General features: G+C 67.8%; 18 protein-coding genes. 9 read left to right on the top strand and 9 right to left on the bottom strand.

Annotated features, from left to right (window positions below; all coding sequences use genetic code 11):
• Positions 1-25: 25 nt before the first annotated feature.
• Both CFB39_RS24065 and CFB39_RS24070 read right to left on the bottom strand, forming a co-directional pair.
• Positions 26-1,606 carry a mannose-1-phosphate guanylyltransferase/mannose-6-phosphate isomerase gene (locus CFB39_RS24065; RefSeq protein ID WP_089474714.1) on the bottom strand — a complete coding sequence of 527 codons (1,581 nt, stop codon included), beginning with the start codon at positions 1,604-1,606 and terminating at the stop codon, positions 26-28.
• Positions 1,603-2,265, bottom strand: coding sequence for a GNAT family N-acetyltransferase (locus CFB39_RS24070; protein ID WP_089474715.1), 663 nt, complete (start codon positions 2,263-2,265; stop codon positions 1,603-1,605). Before CFB39_RS24070 ends, CFB39_RS24065 begins: the two co-directional genes overlap by 4 nt.
• Positions 2,266-2,468: 203 nt before the next feature.
• Between CFB39_RS24070 and CFB39_RS24075 the strand changes: the two genes are divergently transcribed.
• Both CFB39_RS24075 and CFB39_RS24080 read left to right on the top strand, forming a co-directional pair.
• Positions 2,469-3,701, top strand: a complete 1,233-nt coding sequence (locus tag CFB39_RS24075) for a glycosyltransferase family 4 protein (protein ID WP_179257722.1) — start codon at positions 2,469-2,471, stop codon at positions 3,699-3,701.
• 690 nt (positions 3,702-4,391) lie between these two features.
• Complete coding sequence (locus CFB39_RS24080) at positions 4,392-5,783, top strand: sigma-54 dependent transcriptional regulator (RefSeq protein ID WP_175238825.1); 1,392 nt, start codon at positions 4,392-4,394, stop codon at positions 5,781-5,783.
• A gap of 47 nt (positions 5,784-5,830) precedes the next feature.
• Here the strand turns inward: CFB39_RS24080 and CFB39_RS24085 are convergent, their stop codons facing one another.
• From CFB39_RS24085 to CFB39_RS24110, 6 genes are all read right to left on the bottom strand, one after another.
• On the bottom strand, positions 5,831-8,314 hold the full coding sequence (locus tag CFB39_RS24085; protein WP_089474717.1) for a glycoside hydrolase family 2 protein: 2,484 nt from the start codon (positions 8,312-8,314) through the stop codon (positions 5,831-5,833).
• The gene (locus CFB39_RS24090; protein ID WP_089475648.1) at positions 8,311-9,378 is read right to left on the bottom strand and encodes a DUF1839 family protein; all 1,068 of its coding nucleotides are present in this window, start codon (positions 9,376-9,378) and stop codon (positions 8,311-8,313) included. The genes CFB39_RS24085 and CFB39_RS24090 overlap by 4 nt, the downstream gene beginning before the upstream one ends.
• The gene (locus CFB39_RS24095; protein WP_089474718.1) at positions 9,375-10,349 is read right to left on the bottom strand and encodes an amino acid--[acyl-carrier-protein] ligase; all 975 of its coding nucleotides are present in this window, start codon (positions 10,347-10,349) and stop codon (positions 9,375-9,377) included. The genes CFB39_RS24090 and CFB39_RS24095 overlap by 4 nt, the downstream gene beginning before the upstream one ends.
• Complete coding sequence (locus CFB39_RS24100) at positions 10,346-11,542, bottom strand: acyl-CoA dehydrogenase family protein (RefSeq protein WP_089474719.1); 1,197 nt, start codon at positions 11,540-11,542, stop codon at positions 10,346-10,348. The genes CFB39_RS24095 and CFB39_RS24100 overlap by 4 nt, the downstream gene beginning before the upstream one ends.
• Positions 11,539-11,790, bottom strand: coding sequence for an acyl carrier protein (locus CFB39_RS24105; protein ID WP_046547642.1), 252 nt, complete (start codon positions 11,788-11,790; stop codon positions 11,539-11,541). The genes CFB39_RS24100 and CFB39_RS24105 overlap by 4 nt, the downstream gene beginning before the upstream one ends.
• Before the next feature lie 191 nt (positions 11,791-11,981).
• Positions 11,982-12,764: a Crp/Fnr family transcriptional regulator gene (locus CFB39_RS24110; protein ID WP_179257723.1), complete on the bottom strand. Its 783-nt coding sequence runs from the start codon at positions 12,762-12,764 to the stop codon at positions 11,982-11,984.
• A 52-nt stretch (positions 12,765-12,816) separates the two neighbouring features.
• Here CFB39_RS24110 and CFB39_RS39635 point away from each other — a divergent pair, with 52 nt between their 5' ends.
• The 6 genes from CFB39_RS39635 to polX all read left to right on the top strand — a co-directional run bounded on the left by CFB39_RS39635 (position 12,817) and on the right by polX (position 19,839).
• Positions 12,817-13,215, top strand: a complete 399-nt coding sequence (locus CFB39_RS39635; RefSeq protein WP_144030311.1) for a hypothetical protein — start codon at positions 12,817-12,819, stop codon at positions 13,213-13,215.
• A 469-nt stretch (positions 13,216-13,684) separates the two neighbouring features.
• Positions 13,685-14,467, top strand: a complete 783-nt coding sequence (locus tag CFB39_RS24115; RefSeq protein ID WP_089474721.1) for a Crp/Fnr family transcriptional regulator — start codon at positions 13,685-13,687, stop codon at positions 14,465-14,467.
• A gap of 32 nt (positions 14,468-14,499) precedes the next feature.
• Complete coding sequence (locus tag CFB39_RS24120) at positions 14,500-15,885, top strand: undecaprenyl-phosphate glucose phosphotransferase (protein ID WP_089474722.1); 1,386 nt, start codon at positions 14,500-14,502, stop codon at positions 15,883-15,885.
• 153 nt (positions 15,886-16,038) lie between these two features.
• Positions 16,039-17,211 (top strand): glycosyltransferase family 1 protein, encoded by a 1,173-nt coding sequence (locus CFB39_RS24125; RefSeq protein WP_179257724.1) that lies wholly within the window; start codon positions 16,039-16,041, stop codon positions 17,209-17,211.
• A gap of 312 nt (positions 17,212-17,523) precedes the next feature.
• Complete coding sequence (locus CFB39_RS24130; protein ID WP_089474724.1) at positions 17,524-17,916, top strand: TraR/DksA family transcriptional regulator; 393 nt, start codon at positions 17,524-17,526, stop codon at positions 17,914-17,916.
• 153 nt (positions 17,917-18,069) lie between these two features.
• A complete protein-coding gene (gene polX, locus CFB39_RS24135; RefSeq protein ID WP_089474725.1) occupies positions 18,070-19,839 on the top strand; it encodes a DNA polymerase/3'-5' exonuclease PolX in 1,770 nt (589 codons plus the stop codon).
• Positions 19,840-19,893: 54 nt separating this feature from the next.
• Here polX and ald read toward each other — a convergent pair whose 3' ends face one another.
• A complete protein-coding gene (gene ald / locus CFB39_RS24140) occupies positions 19,894-21,009 on the bottom strand; it encodes an alanine dehydrogenase (RefSeq protein WP_089474726.1) in 1,116 nt (371 codons plus the stop codon).
• 345 nt (positions 21,010-21,354) lie between these two features.
• On the opposite strand from ald, the gene CFB39_RS24145 reads away from it, so the two are divergent.
• Positions 21,355-21,771, top strand: a complete 417-nt coding sequence (locus tag CFB39_RS24145) for a DUF3995 domain-containing protein (RefSeq protein ID WP_089427653.1) — start codon at positions 21,355-21,357, stop codon at positions 21,769-21,771.

The following is a 21,771-nucleotide window of genomic DNA, read 5'->3' on the forward strand; positions in this document are numbered from 1 at the left end:
ACGCGCCGGCGTGCGCGGCACGCGATTACCGCACGACGTCTCCCTCGACCACGGGCACGTGCGGTTCCTGTGCAGTGAGCGGCACCGCGTGCGTTTCCGGCAGCGTGTCGACGACCGGGCGCCCGTACTGGTCGTCGAAGCGCACGATATCGTCTTCGCCGAGATAGTTGCCCGATTGCACTTCGATGATCTCGAGCGGAATGCGGCCGGGATTCTCGAGGCGATGGACTTCGCCGACGGCGATATACGTCGACTCGTTCTCGCTGAGCAGAAAGGTCTCGTTGCCGCGCGTAACCTTCGCGGTGCCGCGCACGACGATCCAGTGCTCGGCGCGGTGATAGTGCATCTGCAGCGACAGACGCTTGCCCGGTTCGACAACGATCCGCTTCACCTGGAACCGCTCGCCGAGGTCGATCGAATCGTAATGCCCCCACGGACGCTGCACCTTGCGGTGTTCGCTCGCCTGCGGGCGCCGGTCGCTCTTCAGGCGCGCGACGATGTTCTTCACGCGCTGCACGTCGTGCTTGTTCGCGACGAGTACCGCGTCGGGCGTTTCGATCACGACGACATCCTTCATCCCGACGCACGCGATGAGACGGCCCTCCGAACGCACGAGGCTGTCCTGCGTGTCCTCGAACACGATCGGGCCGCGGGCGACGTTGCCGTCGTCGTCCTTCGGCATGATTTCCCAGATCGCGTCCCACGTGCCGACGTCCGACCAGCCGGCCGAGAGCGGCACCACGATGCCTTCGATGCCGAGTTCGCTGCTGTCGGCCAGGCGTTCCATGACCGCGTAGTCGATCGAGTCGGACGGGCACGCGTCGAAGGCTGCGGCGTCGATCCGGAAGAACGGATCGTCGGCGACGCCCGCGCGCCATGCCGACTCGCAGGCCGCATGGATCTCGGGCGCCAGAGCGTGAATCGCCTTCAGCCAGACCGACGCGCGCGTGACGAAAATGCCGCTGTTCCACCAGTAGTCGCCCGACTGCAGGTAGCGCTCGGCGAGCGCCGCGTCGGGTTTCTCGACGAAGCGTCCGATCGAATAACCGCCTTGGCCGCCGTGGCGGCTCGTCCGCGGCTCGCCGACCCGGATATAGCCGTAGCCCGTTTCCGCACGGCGCGGCAGCACACCGAGCGTGACGATCGCGCCTTCCTGCGCGTAACGTGCCGCGCGCGCGATCGCATCCTGGAACGCGCCGACATCGGCGATCACGTGATCGGCCGGCATCACCGCGAGCACGGGGTCGTCCTCGAGTTCGCAGGCGTCGAGCGCGGCAAGCGTGAGCGCCGGTGCCGTATTGCGCGCGGCGGGTTCGAGCAGGATTCGGGCGGGCGCCGCACGGTCGACCACTTGCGCGGCGCTCATGATGCGATGCTGTTCGCCGCACACCAGCAACAGTGTGTCGCCCAGCACCGCGTTCGCGATGCCGTTCAGGCGACGCGCCGTCGCGGACAGCGGCGATTCGTTCGAGGTCAGCTCGATCAGTTGCTTCGGAAACTGTTCGCGCGACAGCGGCCAAAGGCGCGTGCCGGAACCTCCGGCGAGGATGACCGGCAGGATGCGTGGAAGGTCGGGTGCGGGAACCGGGCGTAGGGTGGGTGTCATCGGTTGGCTCCGGTATCGGCGGGCAGCCGGTTGTGTACGCGTGCGTCGGCACGCGCGTCTTCGTTCCTGGTCCGGGTCGTCGAAACGGTCCGGGACAGCAGCTGGCGCAGTGCGCCGGCGGTGCGGTCGGCCGGCCGGATCATGCCGACGAACGGCGCACCCTGTTCGAGATACGGCCCGTATGCCTTGCGGAATCCGAAGCGTTTGTAGAACGCCTGGCGCGGCGCGGGAACGTGCATGCGCAGCGCGGCGTCCGGCCATGCGGCCAGTGCGGCGGTCAGTGCACGTTCGAGCAGGTGTTCGAGCGTATCGCCGTCGCGGCACGCTTCGCTCGTCAGTACCTTGTCGATCACGACGTCCGGATCGATGTCGTCGCCGGGCAGGAGCCGTGCGTAGGCCGCGACTTCCGCCACGTCGCCGTTGCGCACGGTGGCGTAGACGTGCAATGCGCCCGCGTCCTTGCCGTCGATGTCGAGATGGGTATGCGCATCCTCGACGACCAGCACGGTGTTGCGTGCGCGCAGGATTGCATAGAGATCGACGGCGCTCAGATGTTCGAATTCACAACAATGCCATTCCATGATGCGGTCCTCGTGTGAAACCTTCAGCACGCCGAGTCGCACGAATACGGTCGTCCCGTGCGAAGCGGCGATGATCATGATGCGGATGCGGCGCGCGCCGGTCTGTTCGAAAGCTTACCCATGCCGGGGTTCGCGCGAGCGAGGCGTCGTGTGCCGACAGCGCCGTAGTGTCCGCTAGCACACATCGGCGGTGCCGGTGCTTTCCGATAATTGCCATGGCATGGCGGCCGCGTTGCGCGGTTCACCGTTATCGAACGTCAATGGAGAATCGGGAGCGGCATTTGAAGATTGCAATCGTTCACGACTGGCTGGTCGTGCCTGGCGGCGCCGAACGCGTGCTGGCGCACATGATCGACTGCTTTCCGCAGGCCGATGTCTACAGCCTCGTCGACTTCCTCGAGGATCGGGACTGCCTGCGCGGCCACGCGGTGCGCACGTCCTTCATCCAGAAGCTGCCGTTCGCGCGCACGCGCTACCGCAGCTACCTGCCGTTGTTCCCGCTGGCCATCGAACAGTTCGACCTGTCGGCGTACGATGTCGTGCTGTCGAGCTCGTATGCGGTGGCGAAGGGCGTGCTCAGCGGCCCGGACCAGTTCCACGCCAGCTACGTGCATTCGCCGGTGCGCTATGCGTGGGACCTGCAGCACCAGTACCTGAACGAGGCCGGCCTCGCACGCGGGCCAAAATCGGCCATCGCTCGCGCGTTGCTGCATTACATCCGCAACTGGGATGCGCGGTCGGCGAACGGCGTCGATCGCGTGGCCGCCAATTCGCATTTCATCGCGCGCCGTATCCGCAAGACCTACCGGCGCGATGCGACCGTGATCTATCCGCCGGTCGACGTCGACCACCTGTCGCTGCGCCCGGACAAGGAGGCGTTCTACCTGACCGCGTCGCGGCTCGTGCCGTACAAGCGGATCGACCTGATCGTCGACGCGTTCTCGCGTACGCCGGAACGCCGCCTCGTCGTGATCGGTGACGGGCCGGAGATGGCGAAGATCCGCGCGCTGGCCGGGCCGAACGTCACGCTGCTCGGTTACCAGCCGTTCGACGTGCTGCACGACCACCTGCAGCGTGCGCGCGCATTCGTGTTCGCCGCGGAAGAGGACTTCGGCATTTCGCCGGTCGAGGCGCAGGCATGCGGCACGCCCGTGATCGCGTACGGGAAGGGCGGCGTGCGCGAGTCGGTGCGCGCGTGGCCCGGCACCGGCGCGACGGGCCTGTTCTACCGCGCGCAGACGGTCGACGCACTGGTCGATGCGCTTGCCCGATTCGAGGCGCTGCCGCGCGGGGCGATCGATCCGCGTGCGTGCCGCGCGAATGCCGAGTGCTTCAGCTCGGCGCGCTTTCGGGACGAGCTCACGCGCTTCGTGATGAATGGCTATGCTGCGTTGCAGGAGGAGATGGCCGGTCCCACCGGTCCCGTCGGTTTCACGCCGCACGACGATGCGTCGATCGAGGACGGCATGGGCGACCCGCCGGTCCGGGAGGGCGAGGCGGCGCTGCGAACCTGAGCGGCGATCGCACCGGTTGATTACGGAGTGTAACCGTCGGGCGGCCCGTGCACCGTGCCGGGACGGCGCAGCCGGCCGGCCGCGCGCGCGATTATGCGGCAGGTGGCGTGCGGTGCCGGTCTTTTTAAAGGATTTCGGTGAAAATCACGCGCAATCGACGGGGTCTATCTGGCGGAAATGTAGTATTTGGCACTGATTGACGCGAATGTTGAGAGAGAATCAAATCTCAGTAGCCAAAGGCGGGTCGCGCGGGGCGACCGGCTGCGTAACCGGCTGATTCAGGATTATCTTTTGGTAACAAGACCATCTCGAAACGAGGTGTAGATTCACGAACGGATGAAGTGTGACGGCCATTCCGCTTGTGGGTGGGCCGCCATCCGGTTCAGCATCGGCCGCGATCGTCGTGTACGACGCGACGCACATGCGGACGGATGCTCCGTTTGTCGACGTGCCCCGCCTGCCGGCGGGTCGCGTCAAAGCGGGAACGTCGCGGCTCCCGCAGCCGCGCGTTTCCTTCGAGTTCGATGACAACGAGGCCGGATGACATCCGGTTCGACCTCCGGGGGTTCTCGCCGTGTGCAGTTTCGATCTTCGCCAAGGCTGCGGAAACGCAGCGCGGAAAGGCAGCCATGCGCCGCCGGCCGCAGCGCACGCGAACGGTTCGCGGAGTGGAGAAAGTGATGGTTCGTTATGAATATGCCAATAACGCGCGATAAGAGCGCCGACGCGGGGAGTGGTAACGGGCAGCGTCCGCTGATTTACTGGACGCAGTCGCCGTCCGTCATGCTGCGAAAGGAGCTGGCGCGGCGCGACTGGAAAGTGTCGATCGTCGCGCAGGCGAGCGAGCTGCGTGATACGTCCGGCGAAATCACCTGCGGCATCCTCGACCTGAGCGGCGGCCATGCCGATGCGATCGGCAGCATCGCGTCGACCTGCGCGTCGATGCGCGACGTCGTCTGGGTCGCACTCGTGGACGTCGGCCAGACTGCTTCGCCGAACGTGCGGGCGCTGTTGCGCGACTATTGCTTCGATTACGTCACGTTGCCCGCGTCGCACCAGCGGATCGCCGATACCGTCGGCCACGCGTACGGCATGGAATGCCTGTTCGCGCGCGACCGCGAACGGCTCGAATCGGAGGAAAAGGGCATCGTCGGCACCTGCAGTGCGATGCTGCGGCTGTTCGATACGGTGCGGCGCTTCGCGCGTACGGACGCACCGGTGTTCGTGTTCGGCGAAACGGGCACCGGCAAGGAGTTGACAGCCGTCGCGATCCATCGCCATTCGGAGCGCCGCAACGGCCCGTTCGTTGCGGTCAACTGCGGCGCCATTCCCCCGCATCTGCTGCAATCCGAACTGTTCGGCTATGAACGCGGCGCCTTTACCGGTGCGAATGCGCGCAAGATCGGCTACGTCGAAGCGGCGAACGGCGGCACGCTGCTGCTCGACGAGATCGGCGACCTGCCACACGAGAGCCAGGCGAGCCTGCTGCGTTTTCTGCAGGAACGCGCAATTCATCGCCTGGGCGGCAGCGATCCGGTGCCGGTCGATGTCCGGATCGTGTCGGCGACGCACGTCGACCTGCGCGACGCGATGGAAGAGGGGCGCTTCCGGCCTGACCTGTTCCACCGTCTGTGCGTGATGCGCATCGACCAGCCGCCGCTGCGTGCGCGCGGCAAGGACATCGAGCTGCTCGCGCACCACATGCTCGAACGCTTTCGCGGCGACGCGCGCCATCGCGTGCGCGGCTTCTCGACGGACGCGATTACGGCGCTCTACAAGCACGACTGGCCGGGCAATGTCCGCGAGCTGATCAACCGCGTGCGCCGCGCAGTCGTGATGACGGAAGGGCGCCTGATTACCGCGCAGGATCTCGAACTCGAATACTGTCTCGATGCGGCGTCACCGTCGGTGGCCGACATCCGCAAGTCGATCGAGCGCGAGGCGATCGAAACCGCCCTGCTGCGCACGCGCGGGCGTGTCGCGGCGTCGGCCCGCGAGCTCGGTGTGTCGCGCGCGACGCTGTATCGCTGGATGGAGGCATACGGGATCGAGCGGCCGCGCGGCACGGGCTCGTCCGACTGAGATTCGACAGGCGACGCGCGCGGCCGCCGACAGCCGCGAGCGTTGCGTCAACCGGCCTGCGTGGCGCGCACCGTGCGCGCGGCGTTCACGGCCCGGATTTCCACGGTCGGCGGCACGTCGGCCGTGGTGCCATGCTTTTCGATCATTTCAAGCGGAACGAGCGCGACGCGCGCCGGCGTGCCGGGCGCGAGATGGAACCAGTCGTCGCGGGGCACGTAGCCCGGCGCATCGATCTGCACATGACGCGCGACGTGCCGTGTATCGATATCGACGTGCCACGTGTCACCGGTGCGCGACACGCACGCTTCCAGCCCGAGTTCACGACGCGCCAGCACGGCCGGATGCGTGCGGGACGGGAAATGGAACGCCTGTGACAGCAGCGTGCCGTCGTCGGCGCGTAGCGTCGCGACGACGGTGTCGTGCTCGCAGGGCCCGAACCGGTACGCGTAGGTCCAGTCGAAGAACCGGCCGAGCAGCTCGGCCGAGCCGATCCGCACCGTGTCGTGCGCGGCGATCCGCACCGGGCAGCCGGCCCGCGCGACCGGCGTGCGGCCGTCGCGCAGCGCGACCAGCTCGAGCGCGGCCGACAGCGGCGCGGGGCGCTCGTTGACGACATGCACGTCGAGCCCGTTCAAGCCTTCGTCGACCAGCAGCACCTGCACCGGCTGCAGGACCTGGCGCAATGCATGCCACGCCGATTTCGGCCGGTGCGCGGCGTCGATGAGCCCCCAGCCGGCGCCCGGCATCACATCCTGGAACTGCCAGACGAGCGCGCCGGCGCAGCGCGAGCCGGTGCGCCGCCATTCGGAAAACGTTTCGCGCATCAGGTCCGCGATCACCGCGCGCGACAGCTCGAAGTAGCGCGCCGGATCCTCGCGCCGCAGCCGGTCGGGCACGACGTCGTAGAGCGTTTGCAGATAGTGGTCGCGAATGTCCTCGAAATCCCACGACGTGCCGGGGTCGCGCGGCACGGCTGTCTTCCAGCGCGGCTCGTGCGCGCCGGGCCAGCCGAGCTCGGCGAGCGTCGCGTCGCACGGCACGTTCGAGAATGCGAGGCATTCGCTCGCGAAGCGCACGTCCGCGCGGCGCGCGTCGTCGAGCGGGCGCAGGTACGCGCCGACGCCGTAGTAGTGCGACACGCGTTCGCGCGGGGCGAACGGCAGCACGCCGCCGTCGGGCGAATCGGGCACGTACGGGACGTCCGGTCGGCACGCGGCCGCGTGGCCGGCCAGCCGGTCGGCGGTCAGGTCGAGGAAGCGCTGCTTCGGCCCGAGCCCGGACATCGCGGCCTGCTGTGCGATCTCGCTGCCGCCGCACAGGACGGCGAGCGACGGCGATGCGCTGTGACGCGACAGGAACTGCCGGGCTTCGCGATCGACGTTGTCCGCGAATCCGGGATCGTCGAGCGCATAGTCGAAGTTCGCGAACATGAAATCCTGCCAGACCAGCAGCCCGAGCCGGTCGCACCACGCGTGAAAGGCATCGGCCTCGTAGGTCATGGTGCCGCCGACGCGGATCATGTTGAAGCCGGCGTCGCGCGCGAGCCCGAGCAGGCGGGCGTAGGTGGTGCCGTCCGTGTGCAGCGCGAGCGGCGCGGCGCTGCTCCAGCACGCGCCGCGCGCGAACACGGGCACGCCGTTGATGCGCAGCCCGAAGCCCTTGCCGTCGGCGCCGGCGTCGACTTCGATCGTGCGGAAACCCGTCGCACCGAGCGGACGCAACGCGTCGCCGAGATGCAGTGCGACGTCGTAGAGCACCGGCTCGCCGTGCGTATGCGGCCACCAGCGGCACACGTTGGGCACCGCGACGCTTGCGCGCAGGCGGTCGGGGCCGGCCCGTTCGAGCGTGGCGTGGTGTTTGCCGCACGACAGCCGTGCGGCGAGCGCGTCGGGCAGCGGCGCGGCGAACGTCAGTTCCGCGTCGAGCCAGCCCGTGTCGCCTTCGATGCGCGCGCGCAGGTCGCAATCGACGAGAACGGGCCCGTCGGCCGGATCGAGCACGTCCACGGGCCGCCACGGGCCGGTCGGCACATGCGGCGGAAACCAGCCCGGCATGTGTCCGAACAACGACGTGCGAACCGTGCGCAGTGCCGCCGGCTCCGCGAGCCGCGTGCGCCAGCGTGCCCGGCGCGGCGCGCGCGTGTCGCGCAGGTGCGGGGCGAGCGCCCGGAAGCAGAGGGTCAGCCGGTGCGTGCCGTCGAGCGACACGGAGACGTCGTGGGTGACGAACATGCTGTCGGAGCGGAGGATCGGCGTGTCGTCGAGCCACGCTTGCGCGAGCGTCGCGAGGCCGTGAAAGCGCAGCACGCGCGGCCCGTGTCCGCGCAGTTCGATCCGGTACCAGTGGTCGCGCTCGTCGAGCGATGCGGCGTCGTCGAGTCGGCCCGCAAGCGCGAGCGACTGCGCGACCGTGCCGGGCACGGTCGCCCGGATCCAGCCGTCGCCGGCGGCCGGGAGGTCGCGCGGCTCCCGCGCGGCCCCCGCGGCCGTCGCCAGCATCGACCACGCGGGCAGGGCACGCGTGCGCGTCACCGCATGGCCGGCACGGGTGCCGCGCTGTCGCTGAACTCGCTGCGCACGGGCTTCACGTGCCGCAGCGGCAAGGCGATCTGCCGCGCACAGGCCACCACGTCCGCGTAGGCGGCCTCGATCGCTTCGAGCGTCGAGTCGCCGCGCTCCTCCTTGCCGCGCGCGCAGGCGCGTGCGAGCCGGAATTCGAGCACCATCGCTTCGGACGCGATGCGGTCGCACGCGGCGCGGATCTCGGCGAACGGCCCGACGCAGCCGCTGGCCTGCAGCCAGCGCGCGTAATGGCCGAACAGCTCGAAATTCGCGCCGAGCTGCCGCACCGAGTTGAACGAGTACGCGTGGAAATGCTCGAGCGGCGAATCGGCGAGCGTTCGCGCATCGATCTGCAACTGCCGCCGGAACGCGGCGATCGGGTTGACGACCGGCAGGCGTCGCAGGTGGCGCTGCAGCGCGGCGAGCGACGTTTCGCACAGCTCACGCTCGTCGAGCGGCGCAAACCGCCGCTTCGCGCATTCCACGTAAGGCGGCAGCGTCATCGGCGAGCTGCCGCCGACGAGCCCGTTGTAGTCGAAATCCTCGGCCACGTAATAGCCGCTGTTGTGGAAGTAGCCGATCTGGCGCTTCGCGCGGTCGATCGCATCGATGCCGATCGTCGTCTTCGTGTGCTGCGTGCGGTAGCTGCTGCCGCGCGTATCGGGCAGGAACCACGCGTCGACCTCGACGATCATCAGGTGGCCGCGCGCAACCTGCGTCTCGATGTGCTGGTCGAGCGGTTCGTAGATCGAGTGCTCCTGCACGACGATGCCGTACAGCCGCTCCAGTTCGTCGTGCGGAAACTTGAAGAACGTGAACTGGTCACCCTCGAAATCGAGCGCGATCGTAAACGGCAGCGCCGCGTACGGATTGAAGCCCCACCACCGGAGCACCTCGAGCCACATGTCGACGTAGCAGTTGGTCTGTTTCCAGACCATCTCCTGGCTATGCAGCGGATGCGGCCGGTAGTGGCGCGCGCGGTGGCGCACATCGTCGAACGACGCGTCTTCGCCGTCGCGGGACACGAATCTCATGGCGTGCCCCACAGCACGTCGCGGACTTCGCGCGGCCAGGCCTCGATGTCGAAGCCGTGATGGCGGAACAGCGCGAGCGTGAGCCGTTCGAGGCCGAAGCCGACGCAGCCCGTGTGCGCGACGTCGCCCGTCGCGGTGCGGATGTCCCACAGCAGCCCGAAATGGTCCATGTGGTAGTTGAAGCTCAGGCACGCGGTCTGGCGATCGTCGTGCTCGATCGGGATCAGCAGCTCGAACTTCAGGTTCTGCTCGCGCTGGCTGTTCGCGACGATCTTGCCGCCGCGCCCGAAGAACGGGTCGTTCGCGAGGTCGATCGCGTTGGGCAGGCGCAGCGCCTCGATCATCCGCGTGCCGCGTTCGATCCAGGTCTCGCGGAACGACACGATCTGCTCGGGCGTGCCGATCCGCACGTACTCGCGCATCCGGAACAGCTGCATGCGGGTCGGGTCGAGCGACGGCTCGTGACGGAAGCAGTACGAGAAGACGTCGACGATCCTGCCGTCGGCCGGCAGCGCACCCGCGCGGGCGACGACGGGGTAGACCGGGTAGCACGCGGCGGGCGTCATCACGACGTAGGTCGGCTTCTGGCTTTCGGTCCAATCGTCGCCGCGATCGAGGCACTGCAGTACGCGCTGGTGCTGGTGTTCGTCGCCGCAGAACGCATGCACGCTGCCCGCGAGCTGCGGGAAGCTCTTCATGTATTCGCTGCGCTCGAACTCGGTGCGGCTCATCGCCGGCGGGAAGCGCAGCACTTCGGCCTGCTGGTCGGCGCCGAGGCGCGTGACGAACGCGTCGAGCGCTTCGACGACGCGCTCGAACCGCTCGCTGCGGCCGAACAGGCCCTGGATGCCGGTCGAGACCAGCAGGCCCGCGTCGATCAGTTCGTCGCGCAGCGGGTTGACACCCGCGCGATCGATCGGTGCATCGGCGGGAGCGGAGGCGGCGGAGGGCACGGCAAGGCGATCGTTCACGTATGTTTCTCCAGCGTCGCAGGACGCAGCGCGAGCAGCAGGTTCGAGGTGTTGACGGCAATGCGGTCGTTGCTGATCATCAGCGGCGCCGCATGCAGGTCGCGAATGTGGCGGCCGATGCTGAACGGCGTGCCCTGCTTGTAGCCGGCCATCCCGCAGATCATCATCGCCTGGTGCGCGACTTCCAGCGCGGTCGTCGACACGTAGGTCTTCAGCGTGTTGATCTCGGCGGCCCGGGCCATGCCGGCCGACCACGAATGGGACGCCGGATTCGCATGAAGGCGCAGCACGGTGTCGACGCGGGCCTGCATCGCCTGCATCAGCGCGAGCGATTCGGCGATGCGCCGCGACGCGGGCGACGGTGCGCCGTCGGTCTGGCGGGCCTGGGCGCGGAAGAACTGGTGCGCGCGGTGGAACGCGTCGCCGGCCACGCCGATCCAGACCGCGGCCCACAGGATGTGCGACACCGGCACCATCGTTTCCTCGGCGATCTTCGCGAACGGCACCGGCAGGCACTGGACGGCGGCGCCTTGCGCATCGAGCTCGAAGCCGTTGCTGCAGGTGCCGCGCATCCCGAGCGTGTCCCATTCGCCGCGGCGCGTGAGCGTGTAGCCGTCGCGCAGCAGCGTGACGAGCACCTGCTCGGAAGCCGGCGCGTCCGCATCGCGTCGTGCGGTCGCGAGGATGCCGTCCGCGTAGTCGCCATACGAGATCGTCGGCGCGGATTTGCGCAGCCGGAACTCGCCGCCGCTGGTTTCGAGCGCGCACTGGCTCGCGCGCAGGTTGCCGCCGACGCCGTCTTCCGACGTGGCCGATGCGAGCAGCCACTGGTGGCGCACGAGCTGCTGCAGGAACAGCTTGTGCCAGCCCTGGTCGGCGGCATGATTGACGATGCAGGCGACCTGGATCTGGTGCATCGCGAACACCATTGCCGACGATGCGCAGGCCTGGCCGAGAATCGAGCAGGCCGACGCGATGTCTTCCAGCGTGGCGCCCACACCGCCGAGATGGGTCGGCACCATCGCGCCGAGCAGGCGGCGCGCGCGCATCGCCTCGATCGCCTCGACGGGGCAGCGCGCGTCGCGGTCGACCGCATCCGCGTGCTGCGCGGCGATCTGTGCGACGGCATGCGCGGCCTCGTCGAGCCGACGCGCATCGCGGTCGGTCGCGAGTTCGGGAAGCAGCGCGCTCATGCCGAATGCTCGGTGCGTTGCAGCGTGGTGATCGTGTCCGCGAGCGCGTCGATGCTGCGGAACAGGTTGCGGTTCAGCATCTCGTCGGGAATCTCGATGTTGAATTGCTTCTCGATCGCGAGCATCAGCTGGATCGTGTCGAGTGACGAAAGGCCCGCTTCGTAGAGGTCGTCCCCGTCGCCGATCGAATCGATCGCGGCTTCGAGATGGGCGACGTGTTTCAGGATGGTTCTGATTTCGTTTTTCACGTGCTGCTCCGGCGTGCGTGGTGTCGTCCGCTCGGGCAGACGCGCGACACGCGCTGACGTCCCCCCGGCAGTCCTGCATCAGTAGACCATTGGCAGGCACGGCGTTCTGTTCGCCACCCTACAAACAGCTGACCCGGCAGGGCACCGGACCGCACGCGGCGTGCACGCGCGGTCCCGATGCGGCGTGCCGATCAGCCGCGCGATGCGGCCGGCACGCCCGAATCGGCCGACAGGATGCGCTTCATCTCGTCGCGCACGATCGCGCGGCAGCCGCACGACATTTTTTCGAGGCCGGCGAGGTCGGCGAGCTCGATCGAGCTCCGGTACTGCCGGATCAGGCCCAGCTTCTGGATTTCGCCGGCGGCATCGGTGACCGTTTCGCGCCGCACGCCGAGCATCTGCGCGAGCATGCTGTGCGTCACCTGGATCTCGATGCTGCGGGTCCGGTCGTACGCGAGCAGGAACCATCTGCATAACTGATGTTTGAGCACGTGATGACGGCTGCAGAACGTGATCTGCGAGACCTGCGCCATCAGCAGCCGCACGCAGACGAACACGAGATGGCGGATCACCGGTGAGGCGTCGAACGCGGCGGCGAACACGCGCCGGTCGAGCCGGTAGACGAAACCGTCGCGGCAGGCCACGGCGCGGCAGGGCATCCGGCCGCTGCCGCCGATCACGTCGTCGCACACCACGCTCTCGCTGCCGATCTCCGCGACTTCCAGCGTCATGCCGCCGGACGACACGTACTGCAGCGAAATCGCGGTCGTGACGGGCAGGTAGACCGCGGCGAGCATTTCGCCGGGCTCGCAGAGTACTTGCCCGGATTTCAGGTGGACGAGTTGAAGGTGAGGGGCCAGCGTCGCGAGCTCGTCGCGGTCGATGGCCGCGAGAAAGCGGTTGGCGTCGAAGCTGTGGGAAAGCTCGATCATGCCGTTCGCGTACGCGACGGCGTCAGGGGCTTGGAGAGTCACGGCGCATCCTCGTAGGGTGGCGGTCACGCGTCGTCGCGGCGATATCCCGGGAATGGGAATTCGCACGATCGTGCGGACTTGTGTTCGTCAAAAATGGAGTGACGATACTGGCAAAAAGGCTAGCACGCTATTGAAATCGATCAATTGCATATTGCGTCATTTCACAAAGTTTGACGATTTTGGCGGGTGCAAACGTTATCCGGGTTTAATGATTCATTTCCGTGGAATTAATCATCCGGAAATTGAATGTGACTTGGCGCATTCATTCCGTGTCGGCCGCGAATCAATCGGGTTGGAGGCGCGCATCGCACGGGGAAAGTGCGTGGTGAGTATTGAACATTGTTTGACAAATAAATGGCGCCAGCAAGAATGTCTATATGAATCAAGGGATTGCATCCGAACTGTGCGTTGGGTGACAGAGCCGGAAATTAGTGCGTCGATTCAAATTTGAGACAGTTTCAAACAACCGTGTGAGGCGCGGCGCCGTACCGGAGTCCTGTCCGGCACATCATGGAAGCAATTGAAAATCGACTGTAAGTATATGACCGACAAGCCGTGCGGCACCGGCGCGGCTGCCTCGGTTCGATGCAGGTGAATTGATCAGTCAAATCGCACGCAGTGTCCGCTACCGGGAAGAGTGTCCGGAAATGAGACGCTTTTTTTGTTTTTAGGCCGGTTATTCGGTCGATCTAAATCAGGCGTGATTCATATATTAAGGATGGGCATGGTTTGGCACGTAAATCGCTTATTCGGGCTGGCGTGTCGAAACGGGACGGCCGACTCGATCCGGCGGCGATAAGCCGATGGTCGGTCGGAATCAGGGTTGTGGGCCGCAACCACGATGAGTCCGGGCACGCATCGCGATAACGAGTTCCGTGCACGCGGCTGCAGGCGGCGCGGACGATAAAAGGGATACAGACATGCTTCATCTTCACTCGAGCTACTCGGCGAACGCCATCCTCGATGCCCTCCCCGAGGACAGCATCCGCACCATCGCACCGCATCTCGAACTGGTCAGGATCAAGGCCGGGATGCTCGACCGCGTCGGCGAACCGATGCGCCACGTGCATTTCCCGACGACGTCGATGATGTCGGTGCAGCACTTGATGGAGGACGGTGCGATGGTCGAGGTGGCGCAGGTCGGCCGCGAAGGCGTGGTCGGGCTGGCGACGATGGTCGGCGGCGCCGCGGCATCACTCCGGGTCGAGGTCCGTATCGGCGGGATGGCCTATCGCGTGCCGAGCTGCGTGATGCGCGCCGAATTCGAGCGCTCGCCGGAAACCTACCGGCTGCTGCTCAACTACTGCCAGGCCGCGATGGCGCAGATCTCGCGCAGCGCGCTGTGCAACCGGCATCACTCGGTCAGCGAGCAGCTCAGCCGCTGGCTGCTGCTTGCGCATGACCGCATCGACGGCGACGAACTGGCCGTCACGCAGCAGACGATCGCGAACATGCTCGGCGTGCGGCGCGAAGGCGTGACGGAAGCGGCGGGCAACCTGCAGGAAGCCGGGCTGATCCGGCAGCGCCGCGGCCGCATCACGGTGCTCGACCGCGACGGCCTCGAACATCACGCGTGTGAATGCTACAACCTGATTCGCGCGGACTATCGCAGGCTGCTCGGCACGCGCGGGACGGCGAGGCCGACACCGGTTCGGCACCGCATGCCGGACGCGCATCGCGGGTTCCCGGCACATGGTGCGTGACGATGCTATCGAAGTCCGGTGGGACGAATTCGATGCGGCGTTCTGTGATCGCAGTTACCGACGCCGTGCTCGTGCTGGCAGGCGCGCTTGCCGCGCAGGCGGCATCGGGCCTTGCGTGGCGCGCGCTGTCCGACGCGCAGCGCGGCGCGATCGCGCTGCTGTGCGTGCTGACCGTGGCCTTGCTGCCGCGCTACCTGCGCACCGTGCGCGGCAGCATGGCGCCGCAAGGCGGCACGCATGCACTGACGCAGACGGTGGTGGCGCTCGTCTGCGCGAGCGTGCTGACGGTGGCCGCCGCGATGTGGATCATGAATCGCGGCGGCACGATCACGACGCACTGGATCGTGCGCACGGTGCTGGCCGGCGATGCCGCGTTACTGCTCGGCCGTGCCGCGCTGCTGGCGCTCGCGCTGACGCGTGACGACCCGCGCGCGCGGCAGCGCCGCGTCGCGGTGGTGGGCGCAACGGCGTACGGGCGTGTCGCGGTCGAGCGGATGCAGCTCGCGCCACAGGGGCCTTTCGTGGCGGCGTGTGTATTCGACGACGACGCCCAGGCTGCCTCAGGCGGCATCGGCGGCGTGCCGGTGATCGACGACTGGAACGCGTTGCGCGACCTGATTCGAAGCGGCGAGATCGACGAGGTCTGGCTCACGCTGCCGATGTCGCACGAGTGGCGGATCCAGCGCATCGTCCGCGAGTTGCGCGACGAGTTCGTGGAGCTGCGGCTGTTGCCCGACGTGCGGCAGATGGCGGTGGTCGATCGCTCGGCGACCGACGTGCTCGGCATGCCGGCCATCAACCTCGCGACCACGCCACGCTCGGCGCCGGAGCTGTGGGCGAAGTTCGCGTTCGACCGGCTGTTCGCATTCGGCGTGCTGATTCCGTTGCTGCCGCTGCTGTCGGTGCTGGCGATCGCGGTCAAGCTGTCGTCGCCGGGGCCCGTGCTGTTCAGGCAGCGCCGCAAGGGTGTCGACGGCCGGGAGTTCGACATTCTCAAGTTCCGGACCATGCGCGTGCATCGTGTCCAACCGGGCGTCGTGCGCCAGGCGTCGCGCAACGATTCGCGGATCACGCGCGTCGGCGCGTTCCTGCGGCGTACGTCGCTCGACGAACTGCCGCAGTTCTTCAACGTGCTGTTCGGGCAGATGTCGGTCGTCGGCCCACGCCCCCATGCGATCGAGCACGACGACCTCTACCGGCAACTGATCGACTGCTACATGTACCGCTACCGCGTGCGGCCCGGCATCACCGGATGGGCGCAGGTGAACGGCTATCGCGGTGAAACGCGCAAGGTCGAGGCGATGGAAGCGCGCGTGAAATTCGATCTGTTCTACATGCAGAACTGGAGCTTCTGGTTCGACATGAAGATCATCCTGTTGACGGTCGTGCGCGGCTTCATCGGACGCAACGCATTCTAAGGATCGCGAATCATCTGGGAAGCAGCGCGTTGTGCGATCGAACGTACCGACCGGCGCGCGGATGACGGACACACTGACGGCACAGCAGCATCCCGCGTAACGGGGTGTCCGGCGGCGCGAAGGCGCGCCGCAGCCATCGGAATGGTCACGATCATGTCAACGTCGATTCGAGAGCGAAGCGCACCGGTATTGCAGGAAGCGCGCGCGGAGCGGGGCACCGGCACGGCCGCGTATGCCGCGCGGGCGTGCCGGCTCGCAATCAACGGGAAATTCACCGCGCAGCGCATGACGGGCGTTCAGCGCGTGGCATACGAGCTGACGGTCGAACTCGCGCGGATCGCGAGCGCCGACGAGGCACCGTCGCTCGTCGTGCCGTCCGATCACGATCCGGCGGCCATGCCGGCCGGTGCGCGATCGCAGACGTCCGGGCGCCGGCACGGCACGCTGTGGGAACAATGGACGCTGCCGCGCACGACGCGCGGCCGGACCTTGCTGAGCCTTTGCAACATTGGCCCGCTGGTCAAGCGCGATCAACTGCTGATGATTCATGACGCGGCGATTTTCGATCTGCCGGCCGGCTATTCGATGGCATTCCGCCTCTGGTACCGCTTCGCGTTCGCGATCATGAAGCGACGTGCGCGCCATATCGTGACGGTCTCGCATTTTTCGCGGGCGCGGCTGGCCGCTCGGCTTGGCGTGCCGCCTGCACGCCTGTCGGTCGTGCCGGGGGCGGTCGATCATATCGACCGCATCGATGCCGATCCCGGTGTGCTGTCCCGCCTGAATCTCGAGACGGACCGCTACGTGCTGTTCGTCGGGTCGCTCGCGCCCGGCAAGAATCTCGTGCGCGCACTGGCCGCGGTGGCGCTGATGCGCGAGTCGCACCCGACGTTGCGCTTCGTGATCGCGGGGGGCGCCAACGCGAAGGTCTTCGGCGCGCGGGCGGCGGGCCTGCGCGAAGACGATCCGTACGTCACATGGGCCGGTTACGTGACCGACGGCGAGCTGAAGGCGCTGTACGAGCACGCGGGCTGCTTCGTGTTTCCGTCGCTCTACGAAGGATTCGGGTTGCCGCCGCTCGAGGCGATGCGGTGCGGCTGCCCGGTCATCGTGTCGCACGAAGGGGCGCTTCCGGAAGTCTGCGGCGGTGCAGCGCTGTTTTGCGACGCATATTCACCGCCGGATATCGCCGCGGCGATCGCCCGCGTGATGGACGATCCCGAACTGCGGGCACGGCTGCGCACGCTGGGTCGCGAGCACGCACACCGGTACAGCTGGCAGCGCTCGGCGCGCACGTTGCTCGACATCGTCCGTGCCGATGCTTGACGTGCGATGACGCAACGTTGCGCGCTGGGTGGGCGATCCCGGCGGCGTCTGCGACAAGCGCATTCGACGCTGTCGCGATTTCGCGTCCGTCCCCAGTTCCGGCGCGCGTAGGGCGAGTGCTGCAGTGCACGCTGATTCCGGTCAACACACGCGTGTTCAATGGGTTTATCCTGCGTCGAATGCGTTCGGCACGTCATGCTGCCGCGCGCCCATCCGGACACGGTGGCAGGCGGTGACGCCGGCCCGCCGCGCACCGGCGCGACACCGCGCGCCGCCATGCTCCGCGCGGAACCCGGAACAGGAGAGACCGCCATGTCGCTCGACCCACAACAACGGCAGACGCTGAAACAGCGGCTGAACGAGAGCGAGCACACGTTGCGTGCGGAGATCCGCGCGAGCGAAGACCAGCGCGCGTCGGAGTCCTACGCGGACCTCGCCGGCGCGGCGCCGGACGAGGGCGACGAGGCCAATGCGGATCTGTTCGTCGACGTCGATCATGCGTTGATCGGCATGAAACTGACCGAGCTGCGCGCGATCGGCCGCGCCCAGCAGCGGATGCGCGACGGCAGCTACGGCGAGTGCATCGACTGCGACGGCTCGGTCGGCTACGAGCGCCTGCTGGCGCGCCCGGCCGCCGAACGCTGCACGCATTGCCAGTCGATCTACGAGCGGCACTACGCCACGACGCCGCGCGCCTCCCTCTGACGCTGTCATCGTCGCCATCACGGCGCTGCACGCGCGGCGCGGCCGGCGTACGATGATGAACGGGCGCCCGGCGGCGTCAGCATGCGGCGCCGGGCGGGCAGACGCCGTCGCGCACGCGCGGCGCCATCCACGTGGAAGGGAGCCACGCCGATCATGCCGATCCACAATGCCGGGTGTGCGGCCGTGTTCGCCGAGATCGCCGACATGCTCGAGATCCAGGGCGCCAATCCGTTCCGGGTGCGTGCCTATCGCAACGCCGCACGGACGATTGCCGACTACGGGCGCGATATCCCGACGATGATCGCGAACGGCGACGATCTCGGGAAGATTCCGTCGATCGGGCCCGATCTCGCGTCGAAGCTGCGCGAGATTGCCGCGACCGGCACCTGCGAACTGCAGCAAACGCTGCGTCACGCGTTGCCGGGCGCGATCGTCGAGCTGCTCGACGTGCCGGGGCTCGGCGCGAAGCGTGTGAAGGCGCTCCATGACGCACTGCACGTCGATTCGCTCGAGCAGCTTCGCGCGGAAGCGAAGAGCGGGCACGTGCGCGAGTTGCCGGGCTTCGGCGCGAAAACCGAAGCGCATCTGCTCGAAGCGATCGACGACCGGCTGAAGCGTGAACCTCAACGCTTCCTGCTGCCGGATGCGGTGCACGCGCTGCAGCCGCTGCTCGAACGCCTGCGCGCGATCGCGGGCGTCGGCAAGGCCGTGCCGGCCGGCAGCTTTCGCCGCCGCCGCGAGACGGTCGGCGATCTCGACATCCTCGTCACCGCACGTGATCCGGTGGCCGTCGCCGACGCGTTCGTCGGCCATGGCGAGGTCGCGCGCGTGCTCGCGCACGGCAAGACGAAGTCGAGCGTCGTGCTCGCCAGCGGGTTGCAGGTCGACCTGCGCGTCGTCGATGCCGACGCGTTCGGCGCGGCGCTCGTCTATTTCACGGGATCGAAAGCGCACAACATCGCGTTGCGCAGGATCGCACAGGCCGGCGGGCTGAAGATCAACGAGTACGGCGTGTTTCGCGGCGACGAACGGATTGCCGGCGCGACCGAGGCGTCGGTCTATGCGGCGATCGGGTTGCACGACGTGCCGCCCGAGTTGCGCGAGGATCGCGGCGAGATCGAGGCCGCGCGCGCGGGCACGCTGCCGGCACTGGTCGAGCGCAAGCACGTGCGCGGCGACCTGCACGCGCATACCGACGCGTCGGCCGGCCGCGACAGCCTGCGTGCGATGGCCGATGCGGCACGCGCACGCGGGTTCGCGTACCTGGCCATCACCGACCGGGCGCCGCATGCCGGCGGCAGCCGCAGCGACTTCGACTGGCTTGCCCGGCAGCTCGACGAGATCGATCGTCTCAACGCGTCGTTCGACGATCTCGTGCTGCTCAAGGGCGTGGAGGCCGGCATTCGCGACGATGGCAGCCTCGATGTGCCCGATGCGATGCTCGGCCGGCTCGATCTCGTGGTCGGCGTGGTACGCGACGGCTTCGAGCTGTCGCGCGACGCACAGACCGCGCGCATGCTGCGCGCGATGGATCATCCGCATTTCACGATTCTCGCGCACCCGACGGGCCGCGTGCTCGGTGAGCGCGACGCATGCGAACTCGATGTGCCGCGCGTGATCGCGCACGCCGCGGCGCGCGGTTGCTTCGTCGAACTCGATGCGCAGCCGCGGCGGCTCGACCTGCCGGATGTCTGGTGCCGCGAGGCCGCGAAGGCCAGCGTGCCGGTGGCGATCGGCTCGGACGCGTGCAGTGCGGACGAACTCGACAATCTGGCGTACGGCGTCGATCAGGCGCGACGGGGCTGGCTCACGCGGCCCGACGTGCTGAACACGCGCACGCTCGCGCAATTGAGGCCGCTGCTTGCACGCACGATGGGAGCGGGCGGCGCGTCGAAGCGCGGCGGCGGCGCGAAGGGCGCGTGAACGCAGCCGGCGGCGCGTGCCGTCAGCGGCTGGCCGGTCATGAATGCGGTCACGTCATGCCAGTAGGCCGGCCGCCGGCACATAGGGCAGGCCGAGCGCGAGTGCGACGGCTTCGTACGTGATGTGTCCGTCGCATACGTTCAGGCCCGCGCGCAGATGCGGATCGTCGGTCATCGCCTGCTTCCAGCCCTTGTCGGCGAGCGCGAGCGCATGGGTGAGGGTCGCGTTGTTCAGCGCGAAGGTCGACGTGCGCGCGACTGCGCCGGGCATGTTCGCGACGCAGTAGTGCACGACGCCGTCGACGACGAAGGTCGGGTCCGCGTGCGTCGTCGCATGCGAGGTCTCGAAGCAGCCGCCCTGGTCGATCGCGACGTCGACGACGACCGCTCCCGTGCGCATCGTCGCGATCATGTCGCGCGTGACGAGCCGCGGCGCCGATGCGCCCGGCACGAGCACGGCGCCGATCACGACGTCGGCATCGCGCACGGCTTCGTCGATCGTGTGTGCATTCGAGCAGACGGTCGCGATCCGGTTGGCGAAGACGAGGTCGAGCTGGCGCAGCCGGTTCACGTTGGTATCGAGCACGGTGACGCGTGCGCCGAGGCCGACCGCCATCTGCAGGGCGCCGGTGCCCACCACGCCCGCGCCGAGCACGACGACGTGCGCGGCCGGCACGCCGGGCACCCCGGCCATCAGCAGGCCACGCCCGCCGCGCGGGCTTTCGAGATGAGTCGCCGCGACCTGGATCGACATGCGCCCGGCCACCTCGCTCATCGGCGCGAGCAGCGGCAGGCCGCCACCGGGGCCCGTCACGGTTTCGTACGCGATGCAGACGGCGCCGGATTTCACGAGCGCGGCCGCCTGGTCGGGATCGGGCGCGAGATGCAGGTACGTGTAGAGGATCTGCCCGCGTCGCAGCATCGCGCATTCCGCCGGCTGCGGCTCCTTGACCTTGATGATCATGTCGGCGCGCGCGAAGACTTCGTCGGCGCCGTCGCAGAGCGCTGCGCCCGCGGCCGTGTAGTCGTTGTCGAGCAGGCCGATCGCCGTGCCCGCGCCGCGCTGCACCAATACGCGATGGCCGTGCCGCGTCAGTTCGCGCGCGCCGGCCGGCGTGAGGCCCACGCGATATTCGTGGTTCTTGATCTCTTTCGGCACACCGATCAGCATGAGTCGCCTCCATGGCCTTCGTTATCGTTGTCGTGCAGGTGCGCCATGCGGCGAACGTTGCCCGTGCGGCCGTTCACGCAGGAGCGTATCGACCGCAGTACTGGAATATCAGGGTAGTAGTGCGCGGAGGGAAGTCAAGCGGCCGGACCGCGTGCACCGGCGCGCGCACTGCATCGCAACATGCGCTGTCTCGGGTGGCGGGTGGCAGGTTGCGACCGGAGGTCGCAATGCACGTGGTGCCGGGTTTCGGTATCGTCACGTGTGGCGCGGACCGGGGCCGCGCGCCGGAACGTTGCCGGCAACACATCGCGATAACGACACAACGACACGAGGGCACTGACCAACATGACCGGAGCGTATTTCAGCGTGCCGACGCTTTGCGCAATCGCGCTCGTTCACGTCTACTGGGCGTTGGGCGGGCGGCGCGGCAAGGGGGCGGCCATTCCGGAGCAGGACGGCGAGCCGCTATTGCGGCCGACCGCCATCGGCACGCTTGCGGTCGCGGTGGCGTTGCTGGGCGGCGCGTGCATGGTTGCCGCGCGTGCCGGCTGGCTGGGGCCGAACGCGTATCCCGGCACGATCTCGTTCGCGGTCGTTGCGTTCGCACTGATCTTCGCGGTGCGGGCCGTCGGCGACTTCCGTTACGTCGGCTTCTTCAAGCGGATTCGCGGCTCGCGTTTCGCACGCATGGACACGCTGTATTACTCGCCGCTTTGCGCGGCGCTGGCGCTGTCCATCGCGTCGATGTTCTGGCCGTGGTGA

Origin of the sequence: Burkholderia sp. AU6039 (genome assembly GCF_002223365.1) — a bacterium.
Classification (GTDB): Bacteria; Pseudomonadota; Gammaproteobacteria; order Burkholderiales; family Burkholderiaceae; genus Burkholderia.